Source organism: Bacteroides sp. ET71, assembly GCF_023336905.1.
Lineage (GTDB): Bacteria > Bacteroidota > Bacteroidia > Bacteroidales > Bacteroidaceae > Bacteroides.
Window position 1 is genome coordinate 45,672 of the sequence record NZ_JAMBLS010000008.1, and the last position, 14,970, is coordinate 60,641.

A 14,970-nucleotide genomic window follows, 5' to 3' on the forward strand; every position below is an offset into this window, starting at 1 on the left:
CCGGACAAGAGCCACGGCCGCAACGCACGGCAACCATCCCCACAAGGCATCGAAAGCGGAAACTTCCTTAAGCAATACTAATTATCAGACGATTTGCCACGCTTTTCGCAGTAAATCGCTATCTTTGCCGCGCATATGCCCCGCCGTGCCCGAAAAACACGGGAACAGGGACCAGAAAAAAAGCAACAATCGACGAATCCGAATGAAAAAGTACAGTACCGTAAACAACCTGATGGGTTGGATTACTTTCCTCATTGCGGCCACGGTCTATTGCATGACCATCGAACCGACCGCAAGCTTTTGGGATTGCCCTGAGTTCATCACCACCGGCTATAAGCTGGAAGTGGGCCACCCGCCTGGAGCACCTTTCTTCATGCTCGTGGCCAACCTGTTTTCACAGTTTGCTGCCGATGCCTCGGAAGTGGCCAAGATGGTCAACTACATGAGTGCGCTGATGAGCGCCGCGTGCATCCTGTTCCTCTTCTGGACCATCACACACTTGGTACGCAAGCTGATAGTGTCGGACGAAACGCACATCACCGCCGGACAGACCGTGGCCATCATGGGCAGCGGACTGGTGGGCGCCTTGGCCTATACGTTCAGCGACACGTTCTGGTTCTCGGCCGTCGAAGGCGAAGTCTACGCTTTTTCATCGCTCTTCACGGCAGTTGTCTTCTGGCTCATCCTGAAGTGGGAAGACGTGGCCGACCAGCCGCACAGCGACCGCTGGCTGGTGCTCATCGCCTACCTGACGGGGCTCTCCATCGGCGTGCACCTGCTCAACCTGCTCTGCCTGCCTGCCATCGTCCTTATCTATTATTATAAGAAAGTGCCCCATGCCAACGCCAAGGGCTCTCTGCTGGCACTGCTGGGTTCGGCCGTACTGGTGGCCGTGGTGCTCTACGGCATCGTGCCGGGCATCGTGAAGGTGGGCGGATGGTTTGAGCTGCTGTTCGTCAACACGCTGGGCATGCCCTTCAACACGGGCGTCTTGGTGTACGTCGTCCTGCTGGCCGCTGCACTTATCTGGGGCGTGTACGAGACATATATGCAACACAGCCCGTTGCGCATGGCCCTGTCCTTCATCCTGACCATCGCTATGCTGGGCATCCCCTTCTACGGACACGGAGCCGGCTCGGTGGTCATCGGCCTCATCGTCATTGCCCTGATGTGGTTCTACCTCCGCCCGCAGACGCAAGCCGCCCTTAAGGAGAAGTGGCGCGTCAGTGCCCGTGCCCTCAACACGGCCTTGCTGTGCACGCTGCTCATCGTGGTGGGATACTCTTCATACGCCCTTATCGTGATACGCTCGACGGCCAACACGCCGATGGACCAGAACTCGCCGGAAGACATCTTCACGCTGGGCGAATACCTGGGCCGTGAACAGTACGGCACACGCCCCCTGTTCTACGGGCAGACGTTCTCCTCACAAGTAGCCCTCGACGTGAAAGACGGTTACTGCGAGCCACGCGTCAATAGCGAAGACACCAAGTTCATCCGCAAGGAGAAGGCCACGCCCGACGAGAAAGACAGCTACATCGAAATCCCCGGACGCATCGAATATGAGTATGCGCAGAACATGCTCTTCCCACGCATGTACAGCTCGGCACACGCGCAGTACTACAAAGCGTGGATGAACATCAAGGGCCGCGACGTCCCGTTCGACCGTTGTGGCGAAATGATAATGGTCAACGTCCCCACCCAATGGGAGAACATCAAGTTCTTCTTCTCCTACCAGCTCAACTGGATGTACTGGCGATACTTCATGTGGAACTTCGCCGGACGGCAAAACGACATCCAGGGCAACGGAGAGATTGAACACGGCAACTGGATTACGGGTATCTCTTTCATAGACAACTGGCTGATAGGAGACCAGGAATACCTGCCCACCGAACTCAAGGAAAACAAGGGGCACAACGTGTTCTACTGCCTGCCGCTGCTGCTGGGCATCATCGGCCTCATCTGGCAGGCCTACCGCGGACGCCGGGGCATCCAACAGTTCTGGGTAGTATTCTTCCTGTTCTTCATGACGGGCATCGCCATCGTACTTTACCTGAACCAGACCCCCATGCAGCCCCGCGAACGCGACTATGCCTACGCCGGCTCGTTCTACGCCTTTGCCATCTGGATAGGCTTGGGCGTGATGGGAATCACCCAGCTCATCGCCAACCTGACGCACAAGCGTAAGGAAGAGTGGACAACCGAACAGATGGCCGCCTGGAACGAAGGCACATGGATGCCCGACATCCGCCCCTCGCTGCCTGTCGCCCTGCTGGTGTCACTGGCTTGTCTGCTGGTACCCATACAGATGGCGAGCCAGACATGGGACGACCACGACCGCAGCGACCGCTACATGGCCCGCGACTTCGGCTACAACTACCTGATGTCGCTCCAGGAAAGCGGCAACCCCATCATCTACACCAACGGCGATAATGACACCTTCCCGCTGTGGTACGGACAAGAGACGGAAGGCTACCGGCCCGACGCACGCACCTGCAACCTGTCTTACCTGCAAACCGACTGGTACATCGACCAGATGAAGCGCCCGGCCTACGACAGTCCGTCGCTGCCCATCACGTGGGACCGCATGGAGTATGTGGAAGGCACCAACGAATACATCCCCGTGCAACCCGAAGTGGCCAAGAGCCTCGACCAACTCTATGCACAGGCCAAGAAAGAGGCCCTGGCCGGAAACCCCGAGGTGCTGGTGAACATCCAGAAGGAGTTTGGCGACAACCCCTACGAGCTGAAAAACATCCTGAAATACTGGGTAAGGAATCCCAGCAACAAGGACCTCAACATCATACCGACCGACAGCATCGTCATCAAGGTAGACAAAGAGGCCGTGCGCCGCAGCGGCATGATGATTCCGGGCGACAGCATACCGGACTACATGCACATCTCACTGAAAGGAAAACGCGCCCTCTACAAGAGCGAACTGATGATGCTCGAGATGCTGGCCGAGGCCAACTGGGAACGACCCATCTACATTGCCATCAGCGTGGGCACGGACAACCAACTGGGCATGGCCAACCACTTCATACAGGAGGGACTGGCCTATCGGTTCACGCCGTTTGACAACACGAAGACGGGCGTCAGCCTTGACTCGGAGAAGATGTACGACAACCTGATGCACAAGTTCCGCTACGGGGGCATCGACAAGCCGGGCATCTACATCGACGAAAATGCCCTGCGCATGTGCTACTCGCACCGCCGCATCTTCGCGCAACTGGTGCAGCAACTGATGAAGGAGGGTAAGCGCGACAAGGCGAAAGCGGCACTGGACTATGCGGAGAAGATGATTCCTGCCGTCAACGTGCCCTACGACTACCAGAACGGCGCCCTGCAAATGGCCGAGGCCTATTACCAACTGGGTGAAACGGAGGCGGGCGACCGCATAGCTGGGGCACTGGCCGACAAGTCGATGGAATATCTGACGTGGTACCTCAGCCTGGACGAAACACGCCTGGCCATCTCCGTGCAGGAGTGCGAATACCACCTCTCGCTGCTCAACTCGGAAATCAGCCTGATGAAGAAATACGGCTCGACGATGACGGAACAGTATGAGGAGAAATTCGGCGAACTGTACCACCAGTATGTCACGGCCATGGGATATAAAGCAGAATAAAACCCATGTTTATCGAACAACCTCCTGAAATAGTCCGCAAGCTCTACCCCAGCGCACTGTGGCGGACGGACCCGACGGCGAAGACTGTCTGCCTGACCTTCGACGACGGGCCCATCCCCGAGGTGACGCCGTGGGTGCTCGACGTGCTGGCACGGCACGGCGTCAAGGCCACGTTCTTCATGGTGGGCGACAACATCCGCAAGCACCCAGACGTCTTCCGCCAGGTCGTCGAGCAGGGGCACCGCATCGGCAACCACACGTTCCACCACCTGCGAGGCTTCGAGAACAGCTCCAACCAATACCTCGAAGACGTCCGCCGGGCGCACGACTTCATGCTCGAAGCCTGCCACGACCTGCCTCCCGAGCAGGTCGAAGCTGCCCTGCACCCCATCCTCTTCCGCCCGCCCCACGGGCACATGACCTGGGGGCAGTACATGGTGTTGCGCCACCATTGCCGCATCGTCATGTGGGACCTCGTCACGCGCGACTACTCGAAGAAGCTGCGCCCGCCGCAGGTGCTGGCCAACGTCATGCGCTACGCCCGCAACGGCTCCATCATCACCTTCCACGACTCGCTGAAGTCGTGGACCAACGGCAACCTGCCCTATGCCCTGCCCCGCGCCCTGGATTTCCTCCGCGAAGAGGGCTACACCTTCTGCCTGCTCTGACCCCCTCTCCTCCCCCGCCGCCTCTGGACACACCTGTTCCAAGGCTACTGCCGCAGTGACCCTTCGCCACACGCCCTATTCAGCCACAGGGACAGGCAGTAGTGACCCTTTGCGAATAGGCCTATGGTGGCTGCATATTCCACGTGGAATAAACTGCATATCCCACGTGAGATAAGTTTCATATCCCATGTGGAATAAACTTCTTATCTCATGTGGAATAAGTTTTCTATCTCACGTGGAATAAGAATCCTATCCCACTACAGATAATAAGGGTGAAAAGGCCTATTGACACAGCCTGCATAGCGGTATACAGGCAGCGTCAATAGGAGTGATGGCGGAGGGTGAAAGGGAGGGGCAGCGGAGGGTCAAAGGTCCAGCACCACCTCGACGGGGCAATGGTCGGAGCCATAGATGTCCGTGTGGATGTCGGCACTGACCAGGCGGTCGTCCAGGCGCTTGGAGGTGAGGAAGTAGTCAATGCGCCAGCCCGCATTCTTCTCCCGCGCCCGGAAACGGTAGGACCACCAGGAATAGATGTCCGTGCGGTCAGGGTAGAAATAACGGTAAGTGTCGGTGAAGCCCGCGCCGAGCAGCTCGGTGAACTTGGCACGCTCCTCGTCCGTGAAGCCCGCGTTTCGGCGATTGGTCTTCGGGTTCTTCAAGTCAATCTCCTGATGCGCCACGTTCAGGTCGCCGCAGACGATGACCGGCTTGCGCGCGTCCAGTGCCAGGAGATAGCGGCGGAAGTCATCCTCCCACGTCATGCGGTAGTCCAGACGTCGCAACCCATCCTGCGAGTTGGGCGTGTAGACCGTCACCAGGAAGAACGCAGGCATCTCCAGCGTAATGACGCGCCCCTCGCGGTCGTGGTGCTCCACGTCGATGCCATAGGTGACACTCAGGGGCTGGTGCCGCGTGTAGATGGCCGTGCCCGAATAACCCTTCTTCTCGGCATAGTTCCAATACGACTCATAGCCCTCGAAGGACAAATCCAACTGTCCCGCCTGCATCTTGGTCTCTTGCAGACAGAAGAAATCAGCGTCCAACTGCTTGAACGCCTCCACAAAGCCCTTGTCCTTGCACGCACGCAGGCCGTTCACATTCCACGAGATAAACTTCATAAATGGAGAATTGAGAATTGAAAATTAAGAAATAAGAATTGGGAATTAAAAAATCGCTATCTTCATCACCCCGTCGGCTTTCTGCTCGAACAGGCGGTAGGCCTCGTCGATACGGGCCAGGGGGAAACGGTGGGTAATAAGCGGCGTCGTATCAATCTGCCCCCCGGCAATCAGGCGGAGAATCTCGGCACAATCGCATCCGTCCACACCCCCCGTCTTGAACGTCAGGTTCTTGCCATACATCTGGGGCAAGGGGAGCACCTGCGGACGGTCGTAGAGGGCCACGATGGTAACCACAGCATTGGGCCGCGCACACTGCCACGCCAGCCGGAACGAATCGTCCGTGCCCGCCACCTCCAACACCACGTCGGCCCCGCCATGCTCGCTGTGCGACAGCACGAAGGCCTTGCACTCCTCGGGCGTGGTGACCAGCACATCGGGATAATGCTCCCTCACAAACCGGATGCGCTCGGCCGACTGCTCGCACACGATGATGCGCCGGGGCTGCTTCAGCATCGCACAGAGCAGCGTACAGATGCCCGTCGGCCCCGCCCCGATGACAAGCACCGTATCGTCCGGCGTAATGTCTGAAATACGTGTCGCCCAAAAGCCTGTGGCCAGCACATCGCCCACGAACAAGGCCTGCTCGTCGCTCACCCCGCTGGGAATACGGTTCAATCCCTGGTCGGCATAAGGCACGCGCACATATTCCGCCTGCCCCCCGTCGATGCGGCATCCCAATGCCCAGCCCCCATCAGGATCCGTGCAGTTGTTCACAAAGCCATGCCGGCAGAAGAAACACTCGCCGCAGAAGGTCTCCACGTTGACCGTCACCCTGTCGCCGGGGCACACCGCAGTGACAGCGCTGCCCACTTCTTCCACCACGCCCACCATCTCATGGCCTACGGTGATGCCCGGCACCGCACGCGGCACACTGCCATGCTTGATGTGCAAGTCACTCGTACAGATACTTCCCAGCGTCACCCGTACAATGGCATCGCGCGCATCCAGCAACTGCGGCCGGGGCTTCTCGCGCAACTCGAACCTTCCCTGTTCTACATACGTATATGCAAGCATACTCTTCTCCTCTTTTATAATAAGTTATACAGATTCTTTCTTTTTCCTTCCGGCCCAATAGACCCCGCCCAGAATCAGCGCCATGCCCGCCCACGCCATCGGCGTCAACCGCTCGCCCAGCACAATGGCCGAACCCGTCAGCGTGAACACAGGGTTGAGGTAGATGTAATTGGAAGCACGCACCGTGCCCAACCGCTTCAGCACGACATTCCACACGGCGAAACAGGCCAGCGACGCCAGCACGCCCAGAAAGAGCAAATGGAAAAGGACGGAAGGTTCCAACAGACGGGACACCTCGAACTGCCAGGGCCGGAAGGCAAATACCGGCAATATGGTCAGCACCCCGTAGAAAAATATCTTGCGCGTGACGAACACCGCCTCATAGCGGTCGGCCATGCGCCGCATAATCAAACTGTAAACAGCCCAGGAAAAAGAAGCCAACAGCGAAAGCAAATCACCCGCAGGAGAAAGGCGCAACACGAAATGGCCGTTGCACACCACCAGCGCCACCCCGGCCAATGCCGTCAGCGAACCGCCTATCAGCGCCTTCGTGGCCCGCTCCTTCTTGTAGAGCAGCAAAGACAGCAACGTGGTGACCAACGGCGTGGTACACACCAGAAACGACACGTTCGTGGCCAACGTATACTCCAAAGCCATGTTCTCCGTCAGGAAATAAAAAGACCCGCCGGTCACGCCACCCGCCAGCAACCAAAGCTCGTCCTGCCACCTGTCGGCCCACAACTTGCCCTTGGACAAAAACCAAATGCCTATGTATGCCATCAGGAAACGAAGCAGAAAAATCTCTTGCGGCGTCATGCCTGCCTCTATCAACAACTTGGTGGAAATGAACGTCAGGCCCCATATCCCTACGATGACCACCGCCACCGCATGAAAAGCCGCCACGCCCCGAGTCCTATGTAGATGTAACCGATGCATATCCATAACCGTGCAAAGATAAACATATATTAATCGCACCGGACGAAACAAGGCCGAAAAAAATACCCTACACCGGAAAAAAAAGCCGGAGACGCACTATAACTCTAACACATCCCCTTCGCAAGCGATGTCCCAAAAGCCGATGCCCTGCGCATCGGTAAACTCCTTCATCCGCCAGGCCGATTCGAATCCGCCAACCACAAAGTGCATGGGGACAAACATCCCCACCCGGAACTGCCCGATGAACTGCCGGGCCCCGCGTGTATAGCCGTTGCCCACACGACTGTCCACGGGAAACATCACCAGGTCGAACGAGTCCGCCACCTTGCGGATATCCTTCAACTCACCCAGATAGCGTTTCTCCTCCCTGCCCGGGTCAACTTCCATGCCAAACTCCGGGCTGTATATCGTACCGCCCCGATAATCGTCGGTCAGGAAACGCGCATACCAGTTATTCAAATCACCGGCATGGAAAAAACGCCTTCCACCCGTTTCTATCACCCACGAGACACCACTGTCCGTGCTCCCCGTAGCCGTCACGCGCAAGTTATCGTCCTGCCAACTGCCTCCTTTGGCCAACCAGACGTCAGCCTCCTCACGCCGTGCACGGCGGTGCTTCCAGATATCTTTCGAGAGAATATAAAAAGTGTTGGCCTGCCGTCCCTCTTTCCACGAGAAAATTTCCCGATTGAAATGATCTTCATGAAAATGGCTGGCAAAGACATACATAGGTTTGTCCGACGGCAACAATCGGGAAACGACGGCCGCCGGGTCCATCCAATAATCGAAAAGCAAGATACATGTGCCGGTGTCAAGGGCAAAGGAACTGTGGAAGATATAGGTGAGGGTCATAAGCGTTTATTTTTCTTTGGCAACTAACTAACGTGATATAAGAGACGACATTATTTATCTGAAAATTAACAACATAACGATAAAAGCCTTAAATTTATAGTGAGCAATTATGCCATTTAAGCAATTACCACTCTATTCTCAGAGGCTAAAGTTACGGAGATTTAAGGTATGGTGGACGATTTTTGCAAGAAATTTGTCCAAGTAGAGAAAATATTTTACTTTCCATAAAGAGACCAGATCATCCCTTCTTCTTGCTACGTTTCAGAGATCTCCCACAAGAATTCCTCGAGAGTGGCTTTCTGCATTTCTTGAATTTGCAGCAGGTTGGCGATGCGGCTTTTGAATGTGCGGTAAGCGGCATGCCCAGACCGAGAATATGTTTAATTTCATCGCTACCCTTATGGAGACGAATAAGAATGCAAAAGATAATGCCACGGGGAGACAAGCATTTGATTTGATTTCGCTTCAGCCAAAGGAAAAAGTCCGGGTCGAGATGCTGCCGACATTCCTCGATGAGCGACAAGAGTTGGTCGTGGGACAATTGGCAAACACACTCGTTCGTCAGTAGTCTCCGGTAGAGTGTTTCTTGACTTGGCGGTTCCGATTGCTGGATAATCTTATGGAGTGTCTTCATGTTTCTATTCATTCTTTTTATTGTTTAGGGTTATGTTCTGTATTGACGGCTTTTCCGCAAAGAATTGCCTGTCACAAAATTAGGCAATGTCCGTTATTGGTTACTAAACACTATCTGGTCAAAAACTAGCACAATCTGTTCAAAATACGTGTTTGTAGGAGATGTTTTATGGTTTTCCGGATGGTTCGGACAAGGGCCATTGTTACATTTTTGGGGTATTTCCGGTTTTTTTTGGAAAGTTAATTACTTGACAAACAAATGTTTACTTTCGTAAACGACTCAGCCCGAATCCCGATAATGACGCAGCAGTTTGCAAGGATGACAACACACCATCGTAGACAAGCCTTCGACTCCGTTCGCTCCCTTAGAGGACAGAGAAAGCGATTTTTAAGCGATAATTTTCAATTAAAACCCTTCTTTTTCGTTATTTTTTACCATGCAAAAACACAAGTCAAGTGAATTATAGATCACTACCTAAGCCGTCTATTTATCCATAGACCAACCAATAACTGTTTATTCAGGGAGTGATTAACTAACCACCAGACAAGCCGCTTACCAATCCCGAAGAAGTCAGGAAGCCACACCCGAAATAGGCTAAGTATCAATCCGAAAACATACTAATTTTCAATCATTTGCATTCCTTCCCAAACAAATAATCTTCTGCCATTCAGAAATTGTACAAGCATGACGACAAAAAGAAGGCTCCCCAATCGCGCTATTTCCAACTGCTTCATTTGTATGGATTTTTCAACAGTATGTACTAAACAAATTCCAGTCAACTACCTACCAAAGTCGTTACTCGCTCTTACCTCGCTCTTGTGTATAGACGAAAGCGAGACAGGTCTTTGGTAGCTTGCCCAAGCAGAGTCGACTAAAAAGACTTGAAAAAACAACGTCTATGCAAGCAATAAGCCGAATAAAATGCGTACATTTGCTCCTGAGTCTTTTCTAAATCATTTAAACAAACCTCTAAAACCAAAATCTTATGTATTGCCACGGTATGAAACGAAGTCTGGCCGCATGGATGGCATGTTGCCTGATGGCCCTGAACAGCGTGTGGGGACAATCGTCCTCCTGGACAGCCGACAATGGAAACGGCACTTATACCAATCCCTTGTTTTATGACGAATTCTCCGACCCGGACATTATCCGGGTAGACGACACTTTCTACTTGGTGGGGACGACCATGCACTGCAATCCGGGACTGGCCGTGCTGACCTCTAAAGATTTGGTCAACTGGGACTTCTGTAGCTATGCCTTCGACCGCATCGACATCGATGATCCCCGCTTCCGCTTAGAAGACGGGAAAGAGGCTTACGGACAAGGCATATGGGCGCCCTGCATCCGATACCACGACGGAAAATTCCATATATTCTCCAACATCAACGGCATAGGGATGCAGGTGTATGTGTCGGACAACCCGAAAGGCCCGTGGAAACACTACAACATGGGCGGCTCCATCCATGACGTCTCCGTATTGTTCGACAACGGGAAAATCTATGCCGTCTACGGTTACGACGAGGTGCATTGCATTGAAATCAAACCAGACTTCAGCGGATATGTCGAGGGCAGCGACCGGTGCATCATCCCACGGGGAAACGCCATGGGTGAAGGACACCACATCTACAAAATAGACGGGAGATATTACCTCATCAGCGCCGACTACGCGCCTATGGGACGCATGATGTGCGCCCGGGCCGATAAATTGGAGGGACCTTACGAGACACGGGTCATCAGTTGCCGGGAGACCTTGGGCACAGCACATGCCACTTGGGCAAGCGACATCCCGATGGATGGGAAAATGCCGGAAAAAGGCCAATGGAGGCTGAAAACCTACAAACCGCAGGCCGACAATATGGGTTGTGCCACCCTGCACCAAGGAGGCATCGTACAGTTGGAAAACGGAGACTGGTGGGGATTCTCCATGCTGGACTTCTTAGCCGTGGGACGCACCACCTGCCTCTCGCCCGTCACCTGGAAAGACGGATGGCCTTACTTCGGATTGGAAAACAACTTGGGGCGTTCGCCAAGGACCTGGACGAAACCGCAAGTGGACGCCAAGGTCGTTTCTCATGCTCCTTACGTGCGCAGCGATGATTTCGACAACAAAAGCCTGTTGCCTGTCTGGCAATGGAACCACCTACCTGACGACCGCCAATGGGCATTGAAGAACGGTAAACTCCGCCTGCACACCCTGCCTGCCAAAGATTTGTACTGGGCCAGAAACACGTTGACCCAAAGGGGAATAGGACCGGTGTCGATAGCCACGGTGGTGCTCGACCCCTCGCACCTGAAGGAAGGGGACATTGCCGGATTGGGATTGCTGAACATTCCTTACGAATGGGTAGGCATTACCGTCAGAAACAAGCAGATCCTGCTGAGTTATTATGACTTGGGGACAGACACGACCCTTGAACAGCCGTGGGACAAATCGCCCATCTACCTGCGCGTCACGGGTGACTTTGAACACGAATGGGCGCAATTCAGCTTCAGCAAAGATGGGGTAAACTATCAGGACATAGGGGAAAAATTGGTCGTGCCCTACCAAACCAAGATTTTCCAAGGCGCACGGTATGCCTTGTTCGCCTTCAACCAACAACACCGGGAGGGGGGCTATGCGGAATTCGACGACTTCACGGTGGAAGAGCCTTTGGCCGACCGCAGCAAGAACATCCCCTTCGGAAAAACGGTCAGCCTTACGAACATAGGAAATCAACAACGTATGCAGGCCAATCCCAGAAAAATGATTTATTCGGTACCTGATTGGGCGAAAGAATACAACACGCCCGACTGCTTCTTCAAAATCTTGGACAGAGGAAATGGGAAAGTGGTCTTGCAAGCCATGAACGGCACGGGGTATGTGACGGTGGCCGGCTTGGGCCTGTCCGGAGACGTGCGGTTGTCTGCCGAAGAGACCGAAGATTGCCTGTTCATGTGGCAAGACATGCTGCACGGGCAATGTATGTTGCTGTCGTTGAAAACAAACCGGTACTTAGGCCTTGACCCCGCTTCGGGAGAAGCGTATGCGGCCGATTGGGCGGGCACCTCGGCCAGCCGGCTGAACGGGACCGTTTTCCAATGGGAACAAGCCCCTTACTGAGCCCTTTCAGCAGCGTTTTTTCGCACCTGTCGCATTAAATCTGGAAATAAACCCGTAAATTTGCACCGTTTATGACAACCAACCAAGTATTTAACCCTATTACTACAAGACGACATGGAATATAATTTCAGGGATATCGAGAAAAAATGGCAACAGCGGTGGGTGGACAACCAGACCTACCGCGTGAAGGAAGACGAGAGCAAACCGAAGTATTATGTGCTCAACATGTTCCCCTACCCCAGCGGAGCGGGGCTGCACGTGGGACATCCGTTAGGATACATCGCGTCGGACATCTACGCCAGATATAAACGGCTCTGCGGGTTCAACGTGCTCAACCCGATGGGGTATGACGCTTACGGATTGCCCGCCGAACAGTATGCCATCCAAACCGGACAACACCCTGCAATTACAACCGTCAACAATATCAACCGCTACCGCGAACAGTTAGACAAGATAGGCTTCTCGTTCGACTGGAGCCGCGAAATCCGCACCTGCGACCCGCAATATTATCACTGGACACAATGGGCTTTCCAAAAAATGTTCAACAGCTACTACGACAACGACAAGCAACAGGCACGCCCCATAGACGAGCTGACGGAAAGGTTCGGGAAGACGGGCACAAAAGGCCTCGATGTGGCTTGCTCCGAAGAACTTTGCTTCACGGCCGACGAATGGAAGGCGAAGAGCGAGAAGGAGAAGCAGGAGACGCTGATGAACTATCGCATCGCCTACTTGGGCGAAACGATGGTGAACTGGTGCCCGCAATTGGGCACGGTGCTAGCCAACGACGAGGTGGTGGACGGCGTGTCGGAACGCGGAGGCTACCCGGTGGTACAAAAGAAGATGAAGCAATGGTGCCTGCGCGTATCGGCCTACGCGCAACGCCTGCTGGACGGATTGGAAACCATCCAGTGGACCGATTCGTTGAAAGAGACCCAACGCAACTGGATAGGCCGGAGCGAAGGCACGGAAGTGCGCTTCAAGGTGAAAGACAGCGATTTGGAATTCACGATATTTACCACCCGCGCCGACACGATGTTCGGGGTCACTTTCATGGTATTGGCTCCGGAAAGCGAACTGGTGTCCCAACTGACCACTGAAGCACAGAAAGTCGAAGTGGACGCTTACCTGGACCGCACAAAGAAACGCACAGAACGTGAACGCATCAGCGACCGGAGTGTGACGGGCGTCTTCTCCGGTTCGTATGCCATCAATCCTTTCACGGGCGAAGCAGTGCCCATCTGGATAAGCGACTATGTGCTGGCCGGATATGGCACGGGAGCCATCATGGCCGTGCCTGCGCACGACAGCCGCGACTATGCTTTCGCCAAACATTTCGGATTGGAAATCCGTCCGTTGGTGGAAGGATGCGATGTAAGTGAAGAGAGCTTCGATGCCAAAGAAGGTATTGTATGCAACTCACCCCGCAAGGATGCCACGCCCTACTGCGACTTGAACCTGAACGGATTGACTATCAAAGAAGCCATTGCCGCCACCAAGAAATATGTGAAAGACCATAACCTGGGACGCGTGAAGGTGAACTACCGTCTGCGCGACGCCATCTTCAGCCGTCAGCGTTATTGGGGCGAACCGTTCCCCGTGTATTACAAAGACGGGATGCCCTACATGATTCCCGAAAGCTGCCTTCCGTTGGAATTGCCCGAAGTGAGCAAATTCCAACCCACAGAAACGGGCGAACCTCCTCTGGGACATGCCACCAAGTGGGCTTGGGACACAGTGAACAATTGCGTGGTCGAAAACGAAAAGATAGACAACACGACCATCTTCCCCCTCGAACTGAACACCATGCCGGGCTTTGCAGGCTCCAGCGCCTACTACCTGCGCTACATGGACCCGCACAACAATCAGGCTCTGGTGGACAAGAAGGTGGACGAATACTGGCGCAACGTAGACCTCTACGTAGGGGGCACGGAACACGCTACGGGACACTTGATTTACTCGCGTTTCTGGAACAAGTTCCTGCACGACTTGGGCATTTCGGTAGTGGAAGAACCCTTCCAGAAGCTGGTGAACCAAGGCATGATTCAAGGACGAAGCAACTTCGTTTACCGCATCAAGGACACCAATACCTTCGTATCTCTGGGATTGAAAGAACAGTACGACACTACCCCACTCCATGTGGATGTGAACATCGTGCAGAACGACGTATTGGACATCGAAGCCTTCAAAGCCTGGCGTCCGGAGTATAATACGGCCGAGTTTATCCTGGAAGACGGCAAATATATCTGCGGATGGGCGGTGGAAAAGATGTCGAAATCCATGTACAACGTAGTGAATCCCGACATGATTGTCGAGAAATATGGTGCCGACACACTCCGCATGTATGAGATGTTCCTCGGTCCCGTAGAGCAATCCAAGCCTTGGGACACGAACGGCATTGACGGCGTGCACCGCTTCCTGAAGAAATTCTGGTCACTCTTCTATGACCGCACGGGCAATTGGCAAGTGACAGACGGAGAGGCTACGCCGGAAGAACTGAAGTCCCTGCACAAACTCATCAAGAAAGTGACGGGTGACATCGAAGCCTTCTCCTACAATACGTCCGTCAGCGCCTTCATGATATGCGTCAACGAATTGGCAGCCTTGAAATGCAGCAAGCGCAAAGTACTGATGCCGCTGGTCGTTACCCTGGCGCCTTTTGCCCCGCATGTCTGCGAAGAACTGTGGGAGCAACTGGGTGGACAAGGTTCGGTATGTGATGCCCAATGGCCTGCCTGGAACGAAGAATATCTGGTGGAAAACACAGTGAACTACACCGTCTCCTTCAACGGAAAGGCACGTTTCAACCAGACCTTCCCTGCCGACGCACAGGCCGATGACATACAAGCCGCCGTCCTGGCCGACGAACGCTCTGCCAAGTGGATGGAAGGCAAGCAGGTGGTCAAGGTGATTGTCGTGCCGAAGAAGATAATCAACATCGTATTAAAATAAAC

9 protein-coding genes are annotated in these 14,970 nt (G+C 54.2%); 5 read left to right on the forward strand and 4 right to left on the reverse strand.

Translation table 11 applies throughout. The features are described 5' to 3' along the window. Positions 1-202: 202 nt before the first annotated feature. Complete coding sequence (locus M3090_RS06320) at positions 203-3,628, forward strand: protein O-mannosyl-transferase family (protein ID WP_249054628.1); 3,426 nt, start codon at positions 203-205, stop codon at positions 3,626-3,628. 5 nt (positions 3,629-3,633) lie between these two features. Then, positions 3,634-4,296 carry a polysaccharide deacetylase family protein gene (locus M3090_RS06325; RefSeq protein WP_249054630.1) on the forward strand — a complete coding sequence of 221 codons (663 nt, stop codon included), beginning with the start codon at positions 3,634-3,636 and terminating at the stop codon, positions 4,294-4,296. 365 nt (positions 4,297-4,661) lie between these two features. Here M3090_RS06325 and M3090_RS06330 read toward each other — a convergent pair whose 3' ends face one another. The 4 genes from M3090_RS06330 to M3090_RS06345 form a co-directional block, all read right to left on the reverse strand. Then, entirely contained in the window at positions 4,662-5,417 is a 756-nt protein-coding gene (locus M3090_RS06330; protein WP_249054632.1) for an exodeoxyribonuclease III, read from the reverse strand. A 45-nt stretch (positions 5,418-5,462) separates the two neighbouring features. After that, the gene (locus M3090_RS06335; RefSeq protein ID WP_249054633.1) at positions 5,463-6,494 is read right to left on the reverse strand and encodes an alcohol dehydrogenase; all 1,032 of its coding nucleotides are present in this window, start codon (positions 6,492-6,494) and stop codon (positions 5,463-5,465) included. A gap of 24 nt (positions 6,495-6,518) precedes the next feature. Then, the gene (locus M3090_RS06340; RefSeq protein ID WP_410553179.1) at positions 6,519-7,430 is read right to left on the reverse strand and encodes a DMT family transporter; all 912 of its coding nucleotides are present in this window, start codon (positions 7,428-7,430) and stop codon (positions 6,519-6,521) included. Positions 7,431-7,526: 96 nt separating this feature from the next. After that, on the reverse strand, positions 7,527-8,282 hold the full coding sequence (locus M3090_RS06345) for an MBL fold metallo-hydrolase (RefSeq protein ID WP_249054636.1): 756 nt from the start codon (positions 8,280-8,282) through the stop codon (positions 7,527-7,529). A gap of 400 nt (positions 8,283-8,682) precedes the next feature. Here M3090_RS06345 and M3090_RS06350 point away from each other — a divergent pair, with 400 nt between their 5' ends. From M3090_RS06350 to leuS, 3 genes are all read left to right on the forward strand, one after another. Next, positions 8,683-8,850 (forward strand): hypothetical protein, encoded by a 168-nt coding sequence (locus M3090_RS06350; RefSeq protein ID WP_249054637.1) that lies wholly within the window; start codon positions 8,683-8,685, stop codon positions 8,848-8,850. A gap of 1,066 nt (positions 8,851-9,916) precedes the next feature. Beyond that, on the forward strand, positions 9,917-12,016 hold the full coding sequence (locus M3090_RS06355; protein ID WP_249054639.1) for a glycoside hydrolase 43 family protein: 2,100 nt from the start codon (positions 9,917-9,919) through the stop codon (positions 12,014-12,016). Positions 12,017-12,130: 114 nt separating this feature from the next. Further along, complete coding sequence (gene leuS, locus M3090_RS06360; RefSeq protein WP_249054640.1) at positions 12,131-14,968, forward strand: leucine--tRNA ligase; 2,838 nt, start codon at positions 12,131-12,133, stop codon at positions 14,966-14,968. The last annotated feature ends 2 nt before the right edge of the window (positions 14,969-14,970 follow it).

Bases quoted from the DNA above. Each gene is read 5' to 3' on its own strand.
- M3090_RS06320 (WP_249054628.1), top strand. From the start codon at position 203: ATGAAAAAGTACAGTACCGTAAACAACCTGATGGGTTGGATTACTTTC.
- M3090_RS06325 (WP_249054630.1), top strand. From the start codon at position 3,634: ATGTTTATCGAACAACCTCCTGAAATAGTCCGCAAGCTCTACCCCAGC.
- M3090_RS06330 (WP_249054632.1), bottom strand. From the start codon at position 5,417: ATGAAGTTTATCTCGTGGAATGTGAACGGCCTGCGTGCGTGCAAGGAC.
- M3090_RS06335 (WP_249054633.1), bottom strand. From the start codon at position 6,494: ATGCTTGCATATACGTATGTAGAACAGGGAAGGTTCGAGTTGCGCGAG.
- M3090_RS06340 (WP_410553179.1), bottom strand. From the start codon at position 7,430: ATGCATCGGTTACATCTACATAGGACTCGGGGCGTGGCGGCTTTTCAT.
- M3090_RS06345 (WP_249054636.1), bottom strand. From the start codon at position 8,282: ATGACCCTCACCTATATCTTCCACAGTTCCTTTGCCCTTGACACCGGC.
- M3090_RS06350 (WP_249054637.1), top strand. From the start codon at position 8,683: ATGGAGACGAATAAGAATGCAAAAGATAATGCCACGGGGAGACAAGCA.
- M3090_RS06355 (WP_249054639.1), top strand. From the start codon at position 9,917: ATGAAACGAAGTCTGGCCGCATGGATGGCATGTTGCCTGATGGCCCTG.
- leuS (WP_249054640.1), top strand. From the start codon at position 12,131: ATGGAATATAATTTCAGGGATATCGAGAAAAAATGGCAACAGCGGTGG.